The organism is Ideonella sp. A 288 (assembly GCF_002198735.1).
In the GTDB taxonomy this organism is placed as follows: Bacteria; Pseudomonadota; Gammaproteobacteria; order Burkholderiales; family Burkholderiaceae_C; genus Pseudaquabacterium.
This window is the reverse complement of record NZ_MWLO01000112.1, coordinates 37,736-58,506: the sequence shown is the minus strand read 5'-3', so window position 1 is coordinate 58,506 and position 20,771 is coordinate 37,736. Positions and strand designations below refer to the sequence as shown.

At 72.4% G+C, this 20,771-nt stretch carries 20 protein-coding genes; 8 read left to right on the top strand and 12 right to left on the bottom strand.

What is annotated here, in order from left to right:
- The first annotated feature begins 9 nt into the window (after nt 1-9).
- Genes kdsA through EOINJALH_RS11375 form a run of 6 tightly spaced genes read left to right on the top strand, consistent with a single transcriptional unit; the run spans nt 10 to nt 4,117 of the window.
- Nucleotides 10-867, top strand: coding sequence for a 3-deoxy-8-phosphooctulonate synthase (gene kdsA, locus EOINJALH_RS11400; protein WP_088280472.1), 858 nt, complete (start codon nt 10-12; stop codon nt 865-867).
- Nucleotides 868-881: 14 nt separating this feature from the next.
- On the top strand, nt 882-1,187 hold the full coding sequence (locus EOINJALH_RS11395; RefSeq protein WP_088280471.1) for a DUF1330 domain-containing protein: 306 nt from the start codon (nt 882-884) through the stop codon (nt 1,185-1,187).
- Nucleotides 1,188-1,214: 27 nt separating this feature from the next.
- Nucleotides 1,215-2,501, top strand: coding sequence for a phosphopyruvate hydratase (gene eno, locus EOINJALH_RS11390; RefSeq protein WP_088280470.1), 1,287 nt, complete (start codon nt 1,215-1,217; stop codon nt 2,499-2,501).
- Nucleotides 2,502-2,522: 21 nt separating this feature from the next.
- Complete coding sequence (gene ftsB / locus EOINJALH_RS11385; RefSeq protein WP_088280469.1) at nt 2,523-2,798, top strand: cell division protein FtsB; 276 nt, start codon at nt 2,523-2,525, stop codon at nt 2,796-2,798.
- A 16-nt stretch (nt 2,799-2,814) separates the two neighbouring features.
- Nucleotides 2,815-3,450 carry a nicotinamide riboside transporter PnuC gene (gene pnuC, locus EOINJALH_RS11380; protein WP_088280468.1) on the top strand — a complete coding sequence of 212 codons (636 nt, stop codon included), beginning with the start codon at nt 2,815-2,817 and terminating at the stop codon, nt 3,448-3,450.
- A complete protein-coding gene (locus tag EOINJALH_RS11375) occupies nt 3,443-4,117 on the top strand; it encodes an AAA family ATPase (protein WP_088280467.1) in 675 nt (224 codons plus the stop codon). The genes pnuC and EOINJALH_RS11375 overlap by 8 nt, the downstream gene beginning before the upstream one ends.
- A gap of 27 nt (nt 4,118-4,144) precedes the next feature.
- Here EOINJALH_RS11375 and EOINJALH_RS11370 read toward each other — a convergent pair whose 3' ends face one another.
- The 4 genes from EOINJALH_RS11370 to EOINJALH_RS11355 all read right to left on the bottom strand — a co-directional run bounded on the left by EOINJALH_RS11370 (nt 4,145) and on the right by EOINJALH_RS11355 (nt 7,454).
- Entirely contained in the window at nt 4,145-5,098 is a 954-nt protein-coding gene (locus EOINJALH_RS11370) for a patatin-like phospholipase family protein (RefSeq protein ID WP_088280466.1), read from the bottom strand.
- A gap of 109 nt (nt 5,099-5,207) precedes the next feature.
- The gene (locus EOINJALH_RS11365; RefSeq protein WP_158219726.1) at nt 5,208-5,819 is read right to left on the bottom strand and encodes an OmpA family protein; all 612 of its coding nucleotides are present in this window, start codon (nt 5,817-5,819) and stop codon (nt 5,208-5,210) included.
- A gap of 133 nt (nt 5,820-5,952) precedes the next feature.
- Entirely contained in the window at nt 5,953-6,930 is a 978-nt protein-coding gene (locus EOINJALH_RS11360) for an Hsp33 family molecular chaperone HslO (RefSeq protein WP_088280464.1), read from the bottom strand.
- On the bottom strand, nt 6,930-7,454 hold the full coding sequence (locus EOINJALH_RS11355; RefSeq protein WP_088280463.1) for a gamma carbonic anhydrase family protein: 525 nt from the start codon (nt 7,452-7,454) through the stop codon (nt 6,930-6,932). The genes EOINJALH_RS11360 and EOINJALH_RS11355 overlap by 1 nt, the downstream gene beginning before the upstream one ends.
- 34 nt (nt 7,455-7,488) lie before the next feature.
- Between EOINJALH_RS11355 and EOINJALH_RS11350 the strand changes: the two genes are divergently transcribed.
- Complete coding sequence (locus EOINJALH_RS11350) at nt 7,489-8,283, top strand: ferritin-like domain-containing protein (protein WP_088280462.1); 795 nt, start codon at nt 7,489-7,491, stop codon at nt 8,281-8,283.
- A gap of 30 nt (nt 8,284-8,313) precedes the next feature.
- Here EOINJALH_RS11350 and EOINJALH_RS11345 read toward each other — a convergent pair whose 3' ends face one another.
- From EOINJALH_RS11345 to EOINJALH_RS11330, 4 genes are all read right to left on the bottom strand, one after another.
- On the bottom strand, nt 8,314-9,303 hold the full coding sequence (locus EOINJALH_RS11345) for a tripartite tricarboxylate transporter substrate-binding protein (protein ID WP_404872757.1): 990 nt from the start codon (nt 9,301-9,303) through the stop codon (nt 8,314-8,316).
- A 113-nt stretch (nt 9,304-9,416) separates the two neighbouring features.
- Entirely contained in the window at nt 9,417-10,325 is a 909-nt protein-coding gene (gene xerD, locus EOINJALH_RS11340) for a site-specific tyrosine recombinase XerD (protein WP_088280488.1), read from the bottom strand.
- An 89-nt stretch (nt 10,326-10,414) separates the two neighbouring features.
- Nucleotides 10,415-11,383 carry a tripartite tricarboxylate transporter substrate binding protein BugE gene (locus EOINJALH_RS11335; RefSeq protein WP_088280461.1) on the bottom strand — a complete coding sequence of 323 codons (969 nt, stop codon included), beginning with the start codon at nt 11,381-11,383 and terminating at the stop codon, nt 10,415-10,417.
- Between the two features lie 79 nt (nt 11,384-11,462).
- Entirely contained in the window at nt 11,463-12,071 is a 609-nt protein-coding gene (locus EOINJALH_RS11330; protein WP_158219725.1) for a chalcone isomerase family protein, read from the bottom strand.
- Between the two features lie 159 nt (nt 12,072-12,230).
- Between EOINJALH_RS11330 and EOINJALH_RS11325 the strand changes: the two genes are divergently transcribed.
- Nucleotides 12,231-13,133, top strand: coding sequence for an AEC family transporter (locus EOINJALH_RS11325; RefSeq protein WP_088280459.1), 903 nt, complete (start codon nt 12,231-12,233; stop codon nt 13,131-13,133).
- Nucleotides 13,134-13,146: 13 nt separating this feature from the next.
- Here the strand turns inward: EOINJALH_RS11325 and EOINJALH_RS11320 are convergent, their stop codons facing one another.
- From EOINJALH_RS11320 to EOINJALH_RS11305, 4 genes are all read right to left on the bottom strand, one after another.
- A complete protein-coding gene (locus EOINJALH_RS11320; RefSeq protein ID WP_144289977.1) occupies nt 13,147-15,531 on the bottom strand; it encodes a hypothetical protein in 2,385 nt (794 codons plus the stop codon).
- 104 nt (nt 15,532-15,635) lie between these two features.
- Nucleotides 15,636-16,550, bottom strand: coding sequence for a DMT family transporter (locus tag EOINJALH_RS11315; RefSeq protein WP_088280457.1), 915 nt, complete (start codon nt 16,548-16,550; stop codon nt 15,636-15,638).
- Between the two features lie 115 nt (nt 16,551-16,665).
- Nucleotides 16,666-20,289, bottom strand: coding sequence for a molybdopterin cofactor-binding domain-containing protein (locus EOINJALH_RS11310; protein WP_088280456.1), 3,624 nt, complete (start codon nt 20,287-20,289; stop codon nt 16,666-16,668).
- Nucleotides 20,286-20,768 (bottom strand): (2Fe-2S)-binding protein, encoded by a 483-nt coding sequence (locus EOINJALH_RS11305; RefSeq protein ID WP_404872756.1) that lies wholly within the window; start codon nt 20,766-20,768, stop codon nt 20,286-20,288. The genes EOINJALH_RS11310 and EOINJALH_RS11305 overlap by 4 nt, the downstream gene beginning before the upstream one ends.
- Nucleotides 20,769-20,771 lie beyond the last annotated feature (3 nt).

Sequence of the window (20,771 nt, the reverse complement as noted above, 5' to 3'; positions counted from 1 at the left end):
CAAGCACCCATGCAGCTCTGCGGCTTCGACGTCGGCCTCGACCGACCCTTCTTCCTGATCGCCGGCCCCTGCGTGGTCGAAGGCGAGCAACTTCAGATGGACGCTGCCGGCCAGTTGAAGGAAATGACCGCCGCGCTGGGCATCCCCTTCATCTTCAAGAGCAGCTTCGACAAGGCCAACCGCTCCAGCGAAACGGCCTTCCGGGGCCTGGGCATGGCCAAGGGCCTGGAGATCCTGGCCAAGATCAAGCGCGAGTTGAAGGTGCCGGTGCTCACCGACGTGCACGATGTCGGCCACATCGCCGAGGTGTCTGCGGTGGTGGATGTGCTGCAGACGCCGGCGCTGCTGTGCCGCCAGACCGACTTCATCCACGCCGTGGCGCAGAGCGGGCTGCCGGTGAACATCAAGAAGGGCCAGTTCACCGCCCCGCACGACATGAAGAATGTGCTCGACAAGGCCCGGGCGGCCGCCCGCGCCGCGGGGCTGAGCGAAGACCGCTTCATGGCCTGCGAACGCGGCGTGAGCTTCGGCTACAACAACCTGGTCTCGGACATGCGCAGCCTGGCGATCATGCGCGAGACCGGGGCGCCGGTGGTGTTCGACGCCACGCACAGCGTGCAGTTGCCCGGTGGCATGGGAAGCTCCAGCGGCGGCGAGCGCCAGTTCGTGCCGGTGCTGGCCCGAGCGGCCGTGGCCGTGGGCATCTCGGGCCTGTTCATGGAGACGCACCCCGACCCGGCCAAGGCCCTGTGCGACGGCCCCAACGCCGTGCCGCTGAAGCACATGCGCGCGCTGCTCGAACAATTGCTGGCCCTCGACCGCGTGGTCAAGGCCCAGCCACTGCTCGAGAACGACTTTTCCTGCTGAAATCGGAGCCCGCCATGCCCTGCGCTTACGTCATCGTCGACATGCAGATCACCGACATGGAGCAATACAAGCAGTACATGGCCGCGGCACCGGCCGCCGTGGCGGCCTTCGGCGGCGAGTACCTGGTGCGCGGCGGCCGCCACGAGGTGCTCGAAGGCCAGTGGCAGCCGGCCCGCGTGGCCATGCTGCGCTTCCCCAGCCTCGAGCAGGCCAAGGCCTTCTACGACGCCGAGCAATACCGGGCCGCGCGCGCCAAGCGCGCCGGCGCCACCGAATTCTTCAACATGATCGTGGTCGAGGGCGTGCCCGGACCGGTCTGATCCCTTTCGTCATCCAAGGAAAACCAGATGAGTGCCATCGTTGACATCGTCGGCCGAGAGATCCTCGACAGCCGCGGCAACCCCACCGTCGAATGCGACGTGCTGCTCGAGAGCGGCACCATGGGCCGTGCGGCCGTGCCCTCGGGCGCGTCCACCGGCAGCCGCGAGGCCATCGAGCTGCGCGACGGCGACAAGGGCCGCTACCTCGGCAAGGGCGTGCTCCGCGCGGTGGAGCACGTCAACACCGAGATCAGCGAATCGGTGCTGGGCCTGGACGCGTCCGAGCAGGCCTTCCTCGACAAGACCCTGATCGACCTGGACGGCACCGAGAACAAGTCGCGGCTGGGTGCCAATGCGACGCTGGCGGTCAGCATGGCCGTGGCCCGCGCCGCGGCCGAAGAGAGCGGCCTGCCGCTGTACCGCTACTTCGGCGGTTCGGGCGCGATGAGCCTGCCGGTGCCGATGATGAACGTCATCAATGGCGGCGCCCACGCCAACAACAGCCTCGACCTGCAAGAGCTGATGATCATCCCGGTGGGGGCTCCCAGCTTCCGCGAGGCGGTGCGCTGGGGGGCGGAGACCTTCCACGCGCTGAAGAAGATCCTGCACGACAAGGGCATCAGCACCGCCGTGGGCGATGAAGGCGGCTTCGCGCCCAGCGTGGCCAGCCATGAGGCGGCCATCCAGATGATCCTCGAGGCCATCGACAAGGCCGGCTACACGCCCGGCACGCAGATCGCCATCGGCCTGGATTGCGCCGCCAGCGAGTTCTACAAGGACGGCCAGTACGTGCTCGAAGGCGAAGGCGGCATCAAGCTCAGCGCCGAGGCCTGGACCGACATGCTGGCCACCTGGGTGGACAAGTACCCGATCATCAGCATCGAAGACGGCATGCACGAAGGCGACTGGGCGGGCTGGAAGCACCTCACCGAGCGGCTCGGCAGCAAGGTGCAACTGGTCGGCGACGACCTCTTCGTCACCAACACCAAGATCCTGAAGGAAGGCATCGACAAGCGCATCGCCAACTCGATCCTCATCAAGATCAACCAGATCGGCACCCTCACCGAAACCTTCGCCGCCATCGAGATGGCCAAGCGCGCGGGCTACACCGCGGTCATCAGCCACCGCTCGGGCGAGACCGAGGATTCCACCATCGCCGACATCGCGGTGGGCACCAACGCCGGCCAGATCAAGACCGGCTCGATGAGCCGCAGCGACCGCATCGCCAAGTACAACCAGCTGCTGCGCATCGAGGAAGACCTGGGCGACATCGCCAGCTACCCGGGCCGTGCGGCCTTCTACAACCTGCGCTGACGCGCCGGAGGTCGACTCACCGTGCGTTACCTGACCTTCGCGCTGCTCGCCTTGCTGGGGCTGGTGCAGGTGGGCCTGTGGGCCGGCGCCGGCGGCCTGCCGCAGGTGATGCGCCTGCAGGCGCAGCTCGATGCCAACCTGCAGCGCAACGCCGAGCAGAAGCAGCGCAACGACCACCTGCAGGCCGAGGTCGAGGACCTGCGACAGGGTCTCGAGATGGTCGAGGACCGCGCCCGCGGCGAGCTGGGCATGGTCAAGCCGGACGAGATCTTCGTCCAGCTCACCGCCCGCCGCTGACCCGCGCCCGGACACCGTGGGCGACCTGATCGGCGCGGCGCGACCGCTGCTGGCCGTGGCCTTCACGGCCTGGGGCAGCCCGGTCACCTGGCTCGAGCTGGTGGCCTTCGGGCTGTCGCTGTGGATGGTGGTCTGCAACATGCGCGTCGACCCGCTTGGGTGGCCGTTGGCCATGGTGTCGTCGCTGCTCTATTCGCTGCTCTTTGCCGCCAGCCGGCTGTACGGCGAGGCGGCGCTGCAGTGGGTTTTCATCGGGGTGGCGGTGTGGGGCTGGCGGCAGTGGCTCGAAGGCCGCCACGGCCGTGGCCAGGCCGTCGCCGTGGGCCGCATGTCGCCGCGCGAGCGCTGGATGGCGCTGGGGCTCACCCTGGCTGCCTGGCCGCTGCTGGCCACCGCGCTGGCCCGCTGGACCGACAGCGACGTGCCCTGGCTGGACGCGCTGGCCACCGCGGGCAGCATCACCGGCCAGTTCATGCTGGGCCGCAAGTGGATCGAGAACTGGGCGGTGTGGCTGGCCGTCAACGTCTTCAGCGTCGCGCTGTTCGCCGTCAAGGGCCTGTGGCTGACGACGCTGCTGTACGCCCTGTTCGCCGTGCTGTCGGTGGCCGGCTGGCGCGCCTGGCGCGCGCAACTGGGCCCGGCCCATGGCTGAGGCCTTGCGCATCGCCATCGTCGGGGCCGAGAGCACCGGCAAGACCGTGCTGGCGAAGGCCCTGGCCGAGCGCATCGGCGCCGACACCGGCCTGCGCAGCGCCTGGGTCGGCGAGCACCTGCGCGAGTGGTGCGACCGCACCGGGCGCACGCCGCGCGCCGACGAGCAGGCCGCCATCGCCCGCACCCAGCAGGCGCGCATCGACGAGGCGGCACAGCGTCACGAGGTGGTGGTCTGCGACACCACGCCGCTGATGACCGCCGTGTACAGCCGCATCGTCTTCGGCGACCGCTCGCTCGACGCCTATGCGGTCGAGGTGCAGCGGCACCACGGGCTCACACTGCTCACCGCACTCGACCTGCCCTGGGTGGCCGACGGCCTGCAGCGCGACGGCCCGCACGTGCGCCTGCCGGTGGACGATGCGGTGCGCGACCTGCTCAGCGCCCACGCCCTGCCCTGGGCCCTGGTCGGCGGCCAGGGCGCGGCGCGGCTGGAGGCCGCGCTCGACGCCGTGACGCCGCTGCTGCGCCCGCGCGCGCGGCCGGGCGCCGGGCTCTTCACCCGGCTGGCCGAGCGCGACGCGGCGCAGCAGCCTTGGCGCGGCGTGTGCGCCGACTGCGACGAACCCGATTGCGAGCACCTGGCCTGGCAGCGCAGCCGGGCCTGAGCCTGCCGGCCGGGCCGCGGCAGCCCGTCAGCCGCGGCGGGTTCGCACTGGCGCGTCGAGGCGTCGCTTCAGCTCGGGCAGCGCCCGCTGCCCGGCCTCGTAGCCGGCCTGGATCATCTCGCGGCGCACGTTGAAGTCGCTGCTGGCGTATTGCGAGGTGTCGGGGCGCACCAGCAGGTCGGCGGTCAGCGATTCCTGCTCCGACAGGGCGCGGCCCATGATCTCGAAGGACTGCAGGATCACCTCGTACATGCCCGGCAGCGATTGCCGGTGCGGCCGCGTGCCGACATCGACCGCGACGACGAAGTCGCAGCCCAGGTTGCGCGCCGTCTTCACCGGCAGCGGTGAGACCAGGCCGCCGTCGACCAGTTCGCGCCCGCCCAGTTCGCGCGGGATGAACACGCCGGGGATGCTGCACGAGGCCCGCACCGCATCGGCCACCGGGCCGCTGCGCAGCACGGCCAGTTCGCCGGTGCGCAGGTCGGTGGTCACGGCCGCGTACTTGGTGCGCAAGTTCTCGATGCGCGCGCCCTTGAGGATGTCGTTGACGAAGCGCCCCAGCGTATCGCCCACCAGCATGCCGCGCTTGCTGGCCGAGGCAAAGTCGGCCACCTCGGCGTCGCGCACGCGCAGCGCCACCTCCTCGATCTGCCAGGGCGTGAAGCCGGCGGCATAGAAGGCACCCACCAGCGCCCCGGCACTGCTGCCGACGATCACCTCGGGGCGGATGCCGCCCTGGTCCAGCGCCTTGAGCACGCCGATGTGCGCGAAGCCGCGCGCCGAGCCGCTGCCCAGGGCCAGGCCGATGCGCGGTGCCTTCGATGCCGCAGCGTCGCCGCGCGGACCGGTGCCCTGCGCCAGCCGGAGGTCGGGCGACGCGGCACCGGACGATCCCGCGGCCTGTGCCTGCAGCCACGAGGACGAGGCCAGGCTGCCGCCAACGAACAGGCGGGCCAGGTCGCGACGGCGGGTATCGCTCATGACAGCCCCTCGACCGACGTGTACGTCGGCCGATCCCCCGAGGGGATGGCGGGCCGGCTTGGGAGCGGCCCGGCGCTCGGCCCGCTCGCAAGGGTTGACACAGGGTGTCTCATGGCTTGCCCTGCTCCACCGGCTTGACCAGCCCCCGGTCGACCAGGCTCTTGAGCTTGGCGAAGGCCGATTCGAACGAGCCGGCCGGCTCGCCCGCGGTGAGGTTCTCGACCTTCTCGTCGAGCACGATCAGCTCGACGCGGCGGTTCAGGCGCTTGCCGTCCTCGGTGCTGTTGGACGCCACCGGCCGGTTGAACGAATAGCCGGCGGTGACCATGCGGCTGGCCTGCACGCCGCGCGCCGCCATGGCCTCGGCCACCGCGGCGGCGCGCGCCTTGGACAAGGTGTCGTTCAGCGCGGCCGAGCCGTCAGAATCGGTGTGACCCTCGACCGACACCCGCTTGTCGGTCTTGCGCGTCAACAGCCCGGCCAGCCGCTCGAGGAAGGGGCCGGCCTGCGCCGCATCGAAGGTGGACTTGTTGACGTCGAACAGCACCACGCTGGGCAGCACGATCTGCACGCCGCGGTCGATCTGCTCGATCTGCAGCACCGGCCCGGTGTAGGGCGCGGGGGCCGGCGGAGGGGGCGGCGGCACCGGCTTGGCGGCACAACCGGCGAGCACGACGGCCACGGTGGCCACGGCGACGCGCAGGGTGGAGAAGGCGAACATGGGTGGGTGCTTCCTCGCGAAATGAGCGACTGCCGGCCGGGTGGACCCTGGCTCGGCATGACAGCCCGCATCGTAGGCGCACCGCACGGCAGGACGCCCCATCCCGGAGGATGGGAAGGCCTGCCCGCAGGCCCTACTGCACGCCCGAACTGGCCGGCGGTGTGTCGCGACCGAGGGTGAACAGCCCGGCCGCATCCACCGGATCGAAGTGGTACATCGCGCCGCAGAAGTCGCAGCCCACCTCGGCCTCGCCACGCTCGGCGATCAGCGATTCGATCTCTTCGCGGCCCAGCCCGCGCAGCATGCCGGCCACGCGCTCGCGCGAGCAGGAGCACGCGAAATGCGGCACCTGCGGCTCGAACAGGCGCAGGGTTTCCTGCCAGAACAGGCGGCGCAGCAGCACCATCGAATCGAGCGTCAGCAGCTCGTCGCGCTTGAGCGTGCCGGCCAGCAGCGCGATGCGGTTGTAGTCTTCGTTGCGGCCGATCTGGTCTTCGTCGCGCGGCGCGGTGCCGCCGCCCAGGTTGGCGCCGCCGGCCAGCGGCAGGCGCTGCACCAGCAGGCCGCAGGCGCGCTCGTCGTCGGCGGCCAGCACCAGCCGCGTGTCCAGCTGCTCGGACTGCAGCATGTAGTGCTCCAGCACCTCGGACAGCTGCTGCAGCGGCTCGCGGCGGTCGCCGTGCAGGGGCACCACGCCCTGGTAGGGCTGCTGCCCGGGCTGGCGGTTGCGTGGGTCGAGCGTGATCGCGCAGCGGCCCTTGCCATGCAGGTTGAGCATGGCCTCCAACTGCGCGTCGGCGGCCACCGGGCCCACCACCTTGGCGGTGGCACGAAAGCCCAGGTCGGCCTGCGCCTCGGCCACGGCCAGCTTCACCGGCCCGTCGCCGAAGACCTGCAGCACCAGCGCGCCGTTGAACTTCAGCGTGCCCTGCATCAGGCAGGCGGCGGCGGCCATCTCGCCCAGCAGCGCGCGCACCGGCGCCGGGAAGGCATGGCCGCCGTCGTCGCGGCTGGTGCGGCGCGACAGCAGCTCGCGCCAGCTGGGCCCCAGGCGCACCAGCATGCCGCGCACGGCCAGGCCCTCGAAGATGAACTTGTGCAGCTCGTCCATCAGTCGACGCGCTTCACCAACGACCGATGCCGCGCCGTCTGCTCGGCATAGTGAACGGCCGACTGCTTCACCCGCTCGATCTGCTCGGGCGTGAGCTCGCGCACCACCTTGGCCGGCGCGCCGACGATGAGCACGCCGTCGGGGAACTCCTTGCCCTCGGTGACCACCGCGCCGGCACCGACGATGCTGTGGCGGCCGATGCGTGCGCGGTTGAGGATGACGGACTGGATGCCGATGAGCGAATGGTCGCCGATGGTGCAGCCGTGCAGCATGACCTGGTGGCCGATGGTCACGCCCTCGCCCACCGTCAGCGCGATGCCGGTGTCGGTGTGCAGCACGCTGCCGTCCTGCACGTTGCTGTCGCGGCCGATGGTGATGCGGTCGTTGTCGCCGCGCAGCACGGCGCCGTACCAGACGCTGGCGCCCTCGTGCAGCGTCACCCGGCCGATCACCTGGGCGCTGTCGGCCACCCAGGCGGTGGCCGCAACCTGGGGACGGTCGTCCCCGAACTGATAGATGGCCACGGCCCGCTCCTGGATCAAACGTATGATTTTACGGATGCTGCGCCAGCGCGCCCTCGAGGTGCTCCAGATCCCCGACCCCGACGTCAAGGCCCCTGCGGCCGAGGCGCTGCTGGCGGCTGCCCGGGCCGGGTCGCTGCCGCTCGACCCCCTGCGGGCCATGGCCGAGCCACCGGGCCTGCCCGGCCGCCCGGCGCTGCCGCGCCTGGTGCCCGCCGACCAGGTGCCGCAGCGCTCGCCCTTCACGCTGGCGGGCCGGGCGGCGCTGCTGCACGCCATCGCCCACATCGAGTTCAACGCCATCAACCTGGCGCTGGACGCGGTGTGGCGCTTCGACGGCATGCCCGAGCGCTACTACCTCGACTGGCTGCAGGTGGCCGGCGAGGAGGCCCAGCACTTCTGCCTGCTGCGCGACCACCTGGCCACGCTGGGCCAGGCCTATGGCGATTTCGATGCCCACGACGGCCTGTGGCGCATGACCGAGGCCACCAAGGCCGACCCGGTGGCGCGCATGGCGCTGGTGCCGCGCACGCTGGAGGCGCGCGGCCTGGACGCCACGCCGCCCATCCAGGCCAAGCTGCGCAAGGCCGGTGATCTGCGCGCCGTGGAGATCCTCGACGTGATCCTGCGCGAGGAGGTGGGCCACGTGGCCATCGGCAACCGCTGGTACCACTGGCTGTGCGCGCGCGACGGGCTCGACGCCGAGGCGCTGTACCCCACGCTGGTGGCCCGCTACGCCGCGCCGCGGCTGCGGCCACCCTTCAACCTGGAGGCCCGCCGCGCCGCCGGCTTCTCGGAGGCCGAACTGGCCTGGCTGTCGACCGGCGGCTGAGCGCAGCCCCGCCAGGCGGGTGGCGCCGGCTCAATCGGCGTAGGCGCCCGCCGCCTTGATCACCGGGGCCCAGCGATCGGTCTCCTGCTTCAGCCAGCTGCGCAGGCCTTCGGGGCTGAGCTTGGCGTCGGCCGCGGGCGTGGCGCCGAGTTCGGCCAGGCGCTGCAGCACGGCGGGGTCCTTCAGCGCCGTGCGCAAGGCCGCACCGAACTTGTCGATGGCCTCGCGCGGCGTGCCCTTGGGCGCATACACACCGTGCCACACCACCAGGTCGATCCCGGCCAAGCCCTGCTCGGCCAGCGTGGGCGAATCGGGCAGCGTCTTCACGCGCTGTGCGGTGGTCACGCCGATCATGCGCACCAGGCCCGTCCGCAGGTGCGGCGTGGTGTTGGTGGTCTGGTCGCAGAGCAGGTCGACCTGCCCGGTGAGCAGGGCCGACATCGCCGGGGCGGTGCCCTGGTAGGGCATGGTGGTCAGGTCCATGCCCACGGCCTGCTGGAAGACCATGCTGCACAGGTGCGATGCCGCGCCCACCCCGGCGTGGGCGATGAACACCTTGTCGCCCTTGGCCTTCATGTGGGCCTGCAGTTCGGCCATGCTGCCGGCCGGCACGTCCTTTCGGGCGATCAGCGTCATCGGCACGTCGACCACCTGGCTGACGGGCTCGAAATCGGTGAGCGGGTTGTAGGGCAGGCGGCGGTACAGCGCCGGCGCGGTGGCCATGCCGCTGTGGTGCAGCAGGAAGGTGTAGCCGTCGGGCACCGCCCGCATCACGTGGCCGGCGCCCAGCGTGCCGCCCAGGCCCACCTTGTTCTCCACGGCGACCGGCTGGCCCAGCGCCTTGCCGATCGGCCCAGCCAGCGTGCGCGCCACCACGTCGGTGGGGCCGCCGGCAGCGAAAGGCACCACCAGCGTCACCGCGCGCGCAGGCCACGCCTGTGCGCTTGCCAGGCCGGCCAGACTGGCCATGAGGCACCCTGCCACGGTGGCACGCAGGCGTCGGGTGCAGTCCAGCATCATGCGTGAGTCTCCTTCGGCGCGCCCCAGGGCACTGGTCAGACGATACCCCAAGCCTCACCGATGCGTTGTCAGGGTCGACACCGGCGGCACCGCCTGCCGGGGCCGCGCCACAGTCAGCCGCGCGGATGGTGAGCGGCGTGCAACAGGCGCAAACGTTCGCGCGCGACGTGGGTGTAGATGGTGGTGGTGGAGATGTCGGCATGGCCCAGCAGCATCTGCACCGCGCGCAGGTCGGCGCCGTGGTTCAGCAGGTGGGTGGCGAAGGCGTGGCGCAGCGTGTGCGGCGACAGCGGTGCGGTGATGCCGGCGTGCAGCGCATGGCGCTTCACGAGGATCCAGAACATCTGCCGCGTCATCGGCCCGCCGCGACCGGTGACGAACAGGGCATCGCTGTGCTGGCCCTTGAGGATGGCCGTGCGCGCCTCGGCCAGGTAGCGCTCGATCCAGGCCTGTGCCTCTCCACCGAAGGGCACCAGCCGCTCCTTGGCGCCCTTGCCGACGACGCGCAGCACGCCTTCGGTCAGGCCCACGCGCACGGTCTTGATCTCGACCAGCTCGCTCACCCGCAGGCCGCTGGCGTACATCAGCTCGAGCATGGCGCGGTCGCGCAGGCCCAGCGGCTCGGCCACGTCGGGGGCGGCCAGCAGCGCTTCCACCTGCGCCTCGGACAGCGTCTTGGGCACGCGCATCGGCTGGCGCGCGCTGCCCAGCCGCAGCGTGGGGTCGGCCGACACCAGGTGCTCGCGCAGGGCCCAGCGGAAGTAGCGCTTGAACACCGTGAGCCGCCGGTTGGCGGTGGTGGCGCGGGTGGCCGAATGGCGTTCGGCGATGTAGCCCAGCAGGTCGGATTCGGTGCTGCTGTCGAGCGCCCGGGCGGCCTTGCCGCCGACGGCGCCGCGATTGGCCAGCCACTGCGCGTACAGCCGCAGGTCGCGCCGGTAGGCCTCGAGGGTGAGCCGGGCCAGCCCGTCCTCGATCCACAGCGCGTCGACGAAGCGCTCGATCGCGTCGAGGCTGGCCATCGGCAGCGGCACGTCGGGCGTGTCGGCCACCGCACCCGAGGCTGCGCGCGAGGGCAGCGTCCCCGGCATCGATCGGGCCCCGGGGGTCGTCAATCGAGCTTGAGCTTCTGCGCTTCGACGACCTTCTTGTAGACCTCGAACTCGGCCTTGATCTGCGCGCCGAACTCGGCCGGCGCGTTGGCCACGATCAGCGAGCCGGTGTCCTCGATGCGCTTCTTCACGTCGGGCAGTTCGACCGTCTTGCGCACCGCGGCGTTGACCTTGTCGACCACTTCCTTGCTCAGGCCCTTGGGGCCATAGATGCCGTAATAGGCCATGCGGTTCACCGGCTCCAGGCCCACTTCCTTGAAGGTGGGCACGTTGGGCAACTGCGCCAGGCGCTGCGGCGCGGCCACGACGATCGGGATCAGCCGGCCGTCCTTGATGAAGGGCAGCGCCGAGGGCATGTTGTCGAAGATGATCGTCACCTGGCCGGCCACGGTGTCGTTGAGTGCGGGCCCGGCGCCCCGGTAGGGGATGTGCGTGATGAAGGTGCCCGACAGGTTCTTGTACAGCTCCATCTGCAGGTGGCCGATGCCACCGGTGCCCGAACTGGCGAAGCTGTACTTGCCCGGGTTCTTCTTGAGTTCGGCGACGAAGGTCTTGTAGTCCCGCGCCGGAAACGACGGGTGCACCGCGATCACGTTGGGCGTGGCGGCCACGTTGATGATCGGCGTGAAGTCGGTGAGCGGGTTGTACGGGATCTTCGTGTTGATGGCCGGGTTGGCGGCCGTGGTGGACACGGTGGCCATGCCCAGCGAGTAGCCATCGGGCGCGGCCTTGGCCGTCTCGTTGGCGCCGACGGAGCCGCCGCCACCGGCCTTGTTCTCGACGATCATCGTCTGGCCCAGCGCGGACGAGATCTTCTCGGACAGCACCCGGGCCACGATGTCGGTGGTGCCGCCAGGGGCAAAGGGCACGACCAGCCGCACCGGCTTGGTCGGGTACGACTGGGCCAACGCCAGCAGCGGCCAAGCGGCCAGGGCCACGACGAGGTGTTTCACGATGCCGGTCTTCATGCCTGGGATGCTCCGTCGAAGGTAGAGGGTGGCGGCGATTGTGCGCCAGCGGCGCCACACCCCACCGAGGCCTCGGGTGTCAGGTGGCCGCGGCGCCCAGCAGCCCGGCCTTGAGCTTGTCGTCCACCGGCTTGGGGCCGAGGAAGATGCCCAGCAGCGCGTCGTAGAAGTCGTCGCCGGCGATCGGCGCGCCGACGCGGCGGCCATTCAGCGTGAACACCATGCCGGTGCCGGGCACGAAGTCGAGGTTCACCGAATCGCCCTTGCGCACCTTGCCCAGCGGCTGCAGCAGGCGATCGAAATCGGCCATGCGCTCGGCCAGGGCGGCATGCCCGGACTCGGGCGTGTTGCGCTCGATGCCCTTGTGGAAGGCCTTGACGAACTCGCCCACCGGCACGTCCACCAGCATGCGCATCTGCAGTCGCTTGGGGCCGGCCATGGCCTGCACCTGCTCGGGCGTCTGCGCGCGCTGGCCCAGGTACAGGCCGGCGGCGTAGCCCTTGAACCAGGCCACGGCGCGAACGCCGACGCCATTGAGCTGCAAGCTGCTGCCGGCCAGCTGGGCGCGGGGCTCGAAGCTCACGCCCTCGATGCGGGTGCCCTTGTCGGCGGCGTGGGCGACCGGGCCGGCAAGGACCGACAGGGCCAGGGCCCCCGCCAGGAACAGGGTGCGACGACGAAGCGACATGGATTGGGGATCCCGGAGATGGACAACGAACGGCTCAACGCGCCAGGGGCCCTGCGCGCCGACACGGCGGCGTGCGAACAGTGACAGGTCCATGGCGGCATCGGCTGCGTCAGGTGCAGGCCGCCCTTGGCCGCCAGGGGCACTGGCACACTCGGCGACATGCCGTCCCCGTTGCTGCTGCTGCCCGACTTCGCCCTGATCCTGATCGGGCACCTGATCTGCCGGCACACCGCCCTGGGACGCCCGGTGTGGGACAGCGTCGAGCGGCTGGTGTACTACCTGCTGTTCCCGGTGCTGCTGTTCAACGCCATCGTGCAGCAGCCCATCCAGGCCAGCCACTTCGCGCAGATCGGCGGCATCGGCCTGGCCGTGTCGGCGGTGGGCATCGCGCTGGCCTACGCGCTGCGCCGGGCGCCGGGGGTCGATCCGCTGCTGCACGCCTCGGGCGCGCAAACGGCCTTCCGCTTCAACTCCTACGTGGCGCTGGCCATGGCCGAGCGCCTGGCCGGCGCGCCCGGCCTGGCCTGGGTGGCGCTGCTGGTGTCGCTGTGCGTGCCGGTGTGCAACGTGGCCGCGGTGTGGCCTCTGGCGCGGCACGGCGGCCAGGGCTTCCTGGGCGAACTGGCGCGCAACCCGTTGATCGTGTCCACCGTGGCCGGGCTGGTGGCCAACCTGCTGGGGCTGCGGCTGCCCGAACTGGCCACGGTCACACTCACCCGCATCGGCGCCGCCGCCCTGCCCCTGGGACTGATGGCGGTGGGCGCCGGCCTGCGCTTCGGCGCGCTGCGCGAGGCACCGTGGCTGGCCGCCGGCTTCATGGCCATCCGCCACGCGGTGCTGCCGCTGCTGGCCATCGCGCTGGTCGTACGCGCCGGCCTGCCCGCGGCCCAGCAGGCAGTGATCGTGGCCTTCTGCGCCATGCCCACCGCAAGCAGCGCCTACGTGCTGGCCACTCGCATGGGTGGGCACGGCGGCTACGTGTCGGGGCTGGTAACGGTGTCGACCCTGCTGGCGATGGCCGGGCTGCCGGCGGCGCTGGGGCTGCTGGCCTGGATGCGCTGAGGCCGCGGGCGGATCAAGGCCACAGCATCACGCTGTCCGTCCCGAGTGACCACCAGTGGCCCTCGACACGGAACAGGTCGGTGCCCGGCCGACCCACGGCAAACCAGTGCGCACCGTGGTCGGGCGTGAGCCAGTGGCTGAGGCCGCGGGCGCCGAGCGCGGGCCCGGCCGAGCTTTGCCGCCCCGCGACCCGCAGCATCAGCAGACCCTGCTGACACGACAGTTCGAGCCCGCGGTCTCGCACCACCCCCGCGGGCAGGGACAGCGCGCGCCACGCCGCATCGGCCTCGTTGCGCACCTGCCAGTCGGGCACGCCGTCCGACGCGCGCGGCCGCCACAGGACGCGCAGGCCGCCACAGGCCGTGGCCACTGCATCGCCGCGCGTGCTGGCGGTCCAGGTTCGGCCCTGGTCGCGGCTCTCGCGCACGTCCGTGGTGGTCGGCTGGGGCCCCGTCGCCGTCACCAGCACCCAGAGGCCACCGTCCAGGCCCAATGCACCTGCCGGCAGCGGGCCGGCCACGCCGTCGACCGAGGTCTCGACCTTCGTCCACGCCAGCCCCGTGAGGCTGGTGTGCAGGCCGCCCGCGGCCATGACGGCCCAGCGGTCACCCATCCACACCGGCCCGGTGGTGGGAAACGCGTTGCCGAGCGCATCGACCACGGTCAGCACATCGCGCCAGGTCGTCCCGCCATCGGTGCTGGCCTGCACCGTCACCGTCACCCCGGCCCGCAGCAGCGTGCCGTCGGGCGCGCGCTGCCAGGCCTGCCGGTCGCGCTGCACCTGGGCCTCGGGAACGGCGCGCCAGGTGCGTCCGGCGTCGACACTGAGATCGGCCTGTGCGCCCGCCTTGCGCAGCCGCGTGTCGGCGCCGAGCGTGAGCCAGCCGTCGACGGCGTTCAGCGCCGGATCGCTGGGCCGCCAGGTGATGCCGTTGTCGTCGGACCGCTGCACCCGGGTGTTGAGGTTGGGCACCGCATTCGGATCGCCCCCGGGGCTGGCCAACAGCCCCCCTTGCGGCACACGCACGAAGTCGTTGGACGGCATGAAGCCCATCGCCTGCCAGGTGATGCCGTCGCTGCTGAGCGCCATCGACGGCGGCCGACCCGTGCTGCGGTCGCTGAGGCCGGCCACCACCTCGCCACTGCCGACCACAGGGCGCAGCGTCTGCACCTCGGGCCAGTCGAGCACCGTCCTGTCGACGCAACTGCCCGACAGGCAGGACGTGACGCGCGCATGGTTGTTGTCGCGGAAAAACACCCTGCGCAGCGGCGACGAGCGATCGGCCAGGCCGTCGCGTGAGGCGATTCGAACGGCCTCGTCGTACGGCTCGCTCTTCCAGACCACCCCATCGTCGGTGAAGTGGTTGGCCGTGCCGGCGCACATCGTGTCAGGAAAGAACCACAACCGGCCCTGTGCCGAGATCGACATCACGTCCGCTCGCTGCAGGCAGGTCGAAGGCATGCCCGCCGGGGCCGTCCAATGCAGGCCGCCGTCGTCGCTGACGACCAGGCCGTCCAGGTCACGGGCCCACAGCCTGCCCTTGTAGGGCACCACCTGGGCCAGCACGTGGTTGACGTGGGTCCATTGGCGGCCGCCATCGGTGCTGCGCCAGCTGCCTTCTGCATTGACACCGAAGATCAGGTCGGCCGGGCCGGTGAGCCGCTGGACCAGGCCGCTGACGAGATGCGGCGCAGACGCGTCGTCGGACACAAGCGCAGGCAGCGCCAACGCGGCGGAGAGCTGCCCCGCCGCCAACGCATCACGGGCCGCCCCCATGTCGGGCTGCAGCGCGAGCACCTGGCGCAGCGCCAGCGGCCCGATGTCACGCGCCGACAGGGCCGACAGCACCTGCTGCTGGGATACCAGCAGGGCATCGGCAGCGCCGACGGCCGGTGTGGACACCAGGTCGCCGTCGGTGGCCAGGCCGCTGGCGGCCAAGGCAAGCCGCACGTCGGCCTGTGCCTGCGCCACGCTCGCCACAGACAACGCGGCCAGCATCGACCGGTCGGCCCGCAGCCCGGCCGTGGTGGTGCGCAGCAGGCGCGACACGGTCCAGTCGCTGCCGGGCGTGACGTGCACCGTGCCCGCCGCCACGGCGACGGACCACAGGCGGTCTCCAGGGGACGCAGTCGCCTGGACCAGGCAAGGCAGTGCGGCGGCGGGCAGGCCGATGGCATATCGCCCATCCGACGCAGCCTGTGTGCGCCTGGCCTGGCCGTCGGTGCACACGAACTCGAGATCGGCGCCCGCCCACGCGCTGCGGTCCGCCACCAGGCCGGTGACCTGCACGGTGGCAGGCGCGGGATCGGCGGGTGCGGTGCCCGAGCCGCCCCCGCAGCCGGCCAGGGCCAAGGCGGCCAGCACCGGCATCATCATGCTCTGTCTCATCGCAGCCATCGTCGCTCTCGGTCGGTTCGGACGGCAAGCCTAATGGGCGAAATGATGATCCAATGTGACACCGGTCACCTTCGGGCCCCGATTCGCGCGCCGCACGGCGCGGGTCACCGCGGCGCCGACAGCCTCCGCCCCAGCCACACCGTGGCCATCACCGCGGCGGCGAAGGCCACGCTCAGCCATTCGATGCGCTCGCCGCGCAGCGGCCACGCAAAGGCCATCGCGAAGAAGGGCTGCAGCAGCTGCACCTGGCTCACGCGCACCGCATCGCCCAGCGCCAGCGCGCGATACCACGCGAAGAACGCGACCCACATCGAGAACACGCTGACGTAGGCGAAGCCCACCCAGGCCACCGGCTCGGGCGCCTGCGCCGGCCAGTTCAGCAGCGCGCCGGGCAGCGTCACCGGCAGCGCCGCCAGGTTGACCCAGCAGATCACCCGCTCGGCGCCCAGCACCGGCGTGGCGCGCGCGCCCTGCACGTAGCCCACCGAGGCCGCCAGCACCGCGAGGGCCAGCACGCCGTCCTCGGCCCGCAGCGCCCAGCCGTGGCCGGCCGCGTGCGCGCGCCACAGCGAGTACATCAGCACCAGCGCGCAACCGGCCACGGCGCAGGCCCAGAAGCCGCGGCTGCAGCGCTGGCGCAGCACCCACGCGGCCACCACGGCGGTGAGCAGCGGGGCCAGCGCGGTGACCACCGCCGCATGCGCCGTGGGCACGCTGCGCAGCGCCCAGGCCAGGCCCAGCGGGTAGGCGATGGCATTGCCCAGCGCGGCCACCGCCAGGGCACCCCACAGCGCGCGCGGCGGCCAGGGCGAACGCAGGGCCAGCAGCAGCGCCGCCGACAGGCCCGCGGCCACCACGGCGCGGGCGAAGGTGACGAAGGCCGGCGACAGCCGCGGCGAGACCGCGTCGCCGATGGCGATCTGCGTCATCGGCAGCGTCAGGCCGAACATCGCCATCGCGGCCGCGCCCAGCCACAGGCCGAGCGCCTCGCGGGACATCCTGCGCGGGGCGGCCGTCATCGTGGTGCGCGGATCGAGGCGTCGCGGGCAGCCGGCCTGTCGGCGGCGTCGCACGCGGACCGTCGGCCAGCGCCGGTGCCCGCGCCGTGGCCGATCGCCGGCCCGGCGCGGCGGCTCACTGCGCCGCCCGCGCGCGCGCCACCGCCGCGGGCAGGTCGTCCCAGGCCGGCTGCCCGGGGGCGAAGCGCTGGCGCAGGTAGGCGGCCAGTTCGGCCAGTTGCCGGTCGTCGATGGCGCGGCCGAAGGCCGGCATGTGGCCCAGCCGTGGGAAGGCCGGGTCCTGGATGCCGTCGATCACCGTGCGCAGCAGGTTGTCGGGCCGCTCGGCATGCAGCTTGCCGTTGAGGGCCAGCGGCAGGTTCAGGCCCGCCACCTCGGGGCCGTCGCCGTCGTGGTGGCAGGCCCCGCAGGCGCTGTCGAACATGCGCTGCGCCGGGCCGCGCAGCACGGCGGCCTGGGCCTGGCTGCGGGCGATCAGTGCCTCGGCCGATGCGGTGGGACTGGCCTCGCGCGGCGTGGCCTGCAGCGACATCAGGTAATGGGCCATCGCGCGCACGTCGTCTTCGGGCAGCGTGGCCAGGCCGCGCACCACCGGGGCCATCGGCCCGCCGGCCACGCCGTGCTGCGGGCTGTGGCCCTGGCGCAGGTACTGCACCAGGGTGTCTTCGGTCCAGGGCACCGGCGACCGGCTCAGCGCGCCCAGCGCCGGCGCGTCCCAGCCCTGCACCAGCGCGCCGCCCAGGTAAGCCGACTGCGTGCGCTCGGCACCGGTGGCGTCGCGCGGGGTGTGGCAGGCGCCACAGTGGCCCAGGCCGTTGACCAGGCTGGCGCCACGCTGCCATTGTGCGTTATGCCCAGCCACCGCCGGTGCCGGGCCGGGCTGCAGGTGCAGCGCGTTCCACAGGCCCATCAGCGGGCGCAGGTTGAACGGGAAGCGCATCGTGCTGGCCGGCGTCTCGGCCCGCACCGGCGGCTGCGACATCAGGTGGGCGTACAGCGCCATCAGGTCGTCGTCGCTGGCCTGGGTGAACGAGGTGAACGGGAAGGCCGGGTAGAGGTGGTGGCCATCGCGCGAGACGCCTTCGCGCATGGCTCGCTGGAATGCCGAGAACGACCAGCGCCCCAGGCCGGTGTCGGCATCGGGGGTGAGGTTGGTGGAGTACAGCGTGCCGAAAGGCGTGACCATCGCGCGGCCGCCGGCGTTGACGACACCGCCCGGTGCGGTGTGGCACACGGCGCAGTTGCCCAGCGCGGCGAGCTGCCGGCCGCGCTCGACGATGGCCGCGCCGTACACGCCGCTGGCCGAGCCCTGCACCGGCGCGATGGCCGGACGCCAGCCCAGCGCGGCGGCGCCCAGGCCCAGCGCGCCGCCCACGAGCGCCAGCGCCACCGCCCAGGGCCGCTTGCGGCCGCGCTGCGGGTCGGCGGCAGGTGCCACGGGCACCACCGGCGCCCTGGCCGGTGCGGGCTCGGCGACCGCCGAGGGTGCGGGCAGCGGGTGCAGCGCCGCGCGCACCACCTCGGGCGTGAACGGCGGATCGCGGAAGCGCACGCCGGTGGCGTCGAAGATGGCGTTGGCAATGGCCGCGGTGCCGGGCACCGAGGCCGATTCACCGACGCCCAGCGGCGCCTCGCCGGGCCGCGGCATCAGCAGCACCTCGACCACCGGCACCTCGCGGAAGCTGAGGATCGGGTAGGCGCCCCAGTCGCGGCTGGCCACCGCGCGGGTGTCGGGGTCCACCTGCACCCGCTCCTTCAGCGCGCGGCTGGTGGTCTGCAGCACGTTGCCGTGCACCTGCTGCTGCACGCCGGCCGGGTTGACCATCAGGCCGGCGTCGTGGCCGACGACCACGCGCGACACATGCACCTCGCCGGTCTCGCGGTGCACCTCCACGTCGGCCACCCACGCCGCCCAGGCGGCGCCGAAGCCGGGGAAGCGGCTGTGCACGTAGCGCGCGTAGGCGAAGCCCTGGCCCTGCAGCCAGTCGCCGCGGGCGCCCTGCTGCTGCGGCACGGTGTGCGGCTTCCAGCCGGCCTTGTCGGCGGTGGCGCGCACCAGCTCGGCGGCGCGCTCGTCCTTCAGATATCGCAATCGGTACGCGACCGGGTCGACACCGGCCGCCGTGGCCAGCTCGTCGATGTAGCTCTCGTGCGCGAACGAGTTGGGCAGCGCCGACACGCCGCGCAGCCACGACGCGCGCAGAATCGGCGCCATGTCGTTGACGGTGATGCGCTGGTGCGGGTAGCCGTAGGGCGGCACCGCGGTGCGGTCGCCCATCTCGAAGGCCTGCGCCACCGGCTCGATGGTGCGGGTGAGCAGCAGCGCCAGCGTGGGCGCGCCGTTGCTGGGGTAGCTGGTGGCGAAGTCGTAGCCCACTGGCGCGCCCTGCGCGTCGAGCCCGCCGCGCACGTCCATCAGCTGCGCGGCGCCCTTGGGCTCCCAGGCGTGCTCCTGCTCGCGCGTGAGCTGCACGCGCACCGGCCGGCCCACGGCGCGCGACATCAGCGCCGCATCTGCCGCCACGTCGTCGGCGCCGTTGCGGCCGTAGCAGCCGGCGGCCTCCAGGCGCACCACCTCGATGGCGGTGTCGGCCAGGCCGGTGAGCCGGGCCAGGTCGGCGCGCAGCACGTGCGGGTTCTGCGTGCCGGCCCACACGGTGAGCGCATCGCCGCGCCAGTCGGCCAGCGCGCACGAGGGGCCGATGGACGCGTGCATCTGGTAAGGCCAAACGTAGCGCCGATCCATCGGCTGCGCGGCGGCGGCGCGCGCCGCGTCGACATCGCCCTGCTCGGCCACCACGCGCGGCGTCGATGGGTGGGCGCTGAGGGCCTGCGCCAGGTCGTCCAGCGGGGGCAGCGCCGGCCAGGGGTGCCAATCGACGCGCAGCGCGTGCATCGCGGCCTCGGCCTGGTCTTCGCGCTCGGCGACCACGCCGATGAAGTCGCCCTGCACCACCAGGCCGACGATGCCCGGCAGGTGCGCGATCGACGACTCGTCCACCGACTTCAGCGTGCGGCCGACGAAGTCGCCGGCATCGACGCCGGCATAGGGCGGCCGCACGACGCGGCCGTGCAGCATGCCGGGCACGCGCATGTCGTGCACGAAGACGGCCTGGCCCGTGGCCTTGGCCGGGATGTCCACCCGCGGCGCCGAGGTGCCGACCACGCGGTGCTCGGCGACGGGCTTCAGCGGCGTGCTGGCGTCGAGCATCAGCTCGACATGGCGGCCGCGCAGCAGCGCGCCGTAGCCCACCTGGCGGCCGTCGGGCAGCGACAGCAGGCCATCGCGCGATGTGAGCGACTCGGGCGGCACGCCCCAGCGCTGCGCCGCCTCGGCCCGCAGCCAGGCCCGCGCCTGCGCCGCGGCCAGCCGCAGCGGCTGGGCGTGGATCTGGATCGAGGTGCTGGCGATCGTCGGGCCCTGGTTCGGCGCGCGGGCGGTGTCGCCCAGCACCACCTGCACCTGGGCCAGCGGCAGGTCCAGTTCCTCCGCCACCAGCTGGGCGTAGGCGGTGCGGATGCCCGTGCCCAGGTCGACATGGCCGGCCAGCACGGTGGCCTGGCCGTCGTCGCCGACGACCAGCAGGATCTCCGGGCCTTCGGCCGGGTTGCCCGGCACGATGGGCGGCTGGCCGCGCGCCGGGGGCGGCGGCGCGGGCGCGTCGCGCAGCACCAGCAGCACGCCCTCGGCGGCGCGGATGTCCTGCCGTGTGCGCCAGGCGCGGTGCCGCCCGGTCATGGGACGCCGGGGCTGGCGGGGACCGCAGCCGACAGCTGCGCCGCCCGCTGCACCGCCGCCAGGATCTCGAGGTGCGTGCCGCAGCGGCACAGGTTGTGCGACAGCGCCGCGCGCGCCTGCGCCTCGGTGGGTTGGGGGTGCCGGCGCAGCAGTGCCACAGTGGTCATCACCATGCCGTTCAGGCAGTAACCGCACTGCGCCGCCTGGCAGTCGATGAAGGCCTGCTGCACCGGATGCGGCTGCCCGGGCCTGCCCAGGCCGTCGAGCGTGGTCACCTTGCGCCCGTCCACACCCGCCACCGGAATGCAGCAGGCCCGTGCGGGCACGCCGTCCAGCAGCACCAGGCAGGCGCCGCACTCGCCCAGGCCGCAGCCGTACTTCGGCCCGTTCAGGCCGAGGTCGTTGCGCAGCACCTGCAGCAGCGGTGCGCTGCCCGGCACGTCAAGGTCGTGAACCTGGCCGTTGACGTGCAGGCGCACGGT

Excerpts from the sequence above, each read along its gene's own strand:
- kdsA (WP_088280472.1), top strand. The coding sequence starts at position 10 with ATGCAGCTCTGCGGCTTCGACGTCGGCCTCGACCGACCCTTCTTCCTG.
- EOINJALH_RS11395 (WP_088280471.1), top strand. The coding sequence starts at position 882 with ATGCCCTGCGCTTACGTCATCGTCGACATGCAGATCACCGACATGGAG.
- eno (WP_088280470.1), top strand. The coding sequence starts at position 1,215 with ATGAGTGCCATCGTTGACATCGTCGGCCGAGAGATCCTCGACAGCCGC.
- EOINJALH_RS11375 (WP_088280467.1), top strand. The coding sequence starts at position 3,443 with ATGGCTGAGGCCTTGCGCATCGCCATCGTCGGGGCCGAGAGCACCGGC.
- EOINJALH_RS11370 (WP_088280466.1), bottom strand. The coding sequence starts at position 5,098 with ATGAGCGATACCCGCCGTCGCGACCTGGCCCGCCTGTTCGTTGGCGGC.
- EOINJALH_RS11365 (WP_158219726.1), bottom strand. The coding sequence starts at position 5,819 with ATGTTCGCCTTCTCCACCCTGCGCGTCGCCGTGGCCACCGTGGCCGTC.
- EOINJALH_RS11360 (WP_088280464.1), bottom strand. The coding sequence starts at position 6,930 with ATGGACGAGCTGCACAAGTTCATCTTCGAGGGCCTGGCCGTGCGCGGC.
- EOINJALH_RS11350 (WP_088280462.1), top strand. The coding sequence starts at position 7,489 with ATGCTGCGCCAGCGCGCCCTCGAGGTGCTCCAGATCCCCGACCCCGAC.
- EOINJALH_RS11345 (WP_404872757.1), bottom strand. The coding sequence starts at position 9,303 with ATGATGCTGGACTGCACCCGACGCCTGCGTGCCACCGTGGCAGGGTGC.
- xerD (WP_088280488.1), bottom strand. The coding sequence starts at position 10,325 with ATGGCCAGCCTCGACGCGATCGAGCGCTTCGTCGACGCGCTGTGGATC.
- EOINJALH_RS11335 (WP_088280461.1), bottom strand. The coding sequence starts at position 11,383 with ATGAAGACCGGCATCGTGAAACACCTCGTCGTGGCCCTGGCCGCTTGG.
- EOINJALH_RS11330 (WP_158219725.1), bottom strand. The coding sequence starts at position 12,071 with ATGTCGCTTCGTCGTCGCACCCTGTTCCTGGCGGGGGCCCTGGCCCTG.
- EOINJALH_RS11325 (WP_088280459.1), top strand. The coding sequence starts at position 12,231 with ATGCCGTCCCCGTTGCTGCTGCTGCCCGACTTCGCCCTGATCCTGATC.
- EOINJALH_RS11320 (WP_144289977.1), bottom strand. The coding sequence starts at position 15,531 with ATGGCTGCGATGAGACAGAGCATGATGATGCCGGTGCTGGCCGCCTTG.
- EOINJALH_RS11315 (WP_088280457.1), bottom strand. The coding sequence starts at position 16,550 with ATGACGGCCGCCCCGCGCAGGATGTCCCGCGAGGCGCTCGGCCTGTGG.
- EOINJALH_RS11310 (WP_088280456.1), bottom strand. The coding sequence starts at position 20,289 with ATGACCGGGCGGCACCGCGCCTGGCGCACACGGCAGGACATCCGCGCC.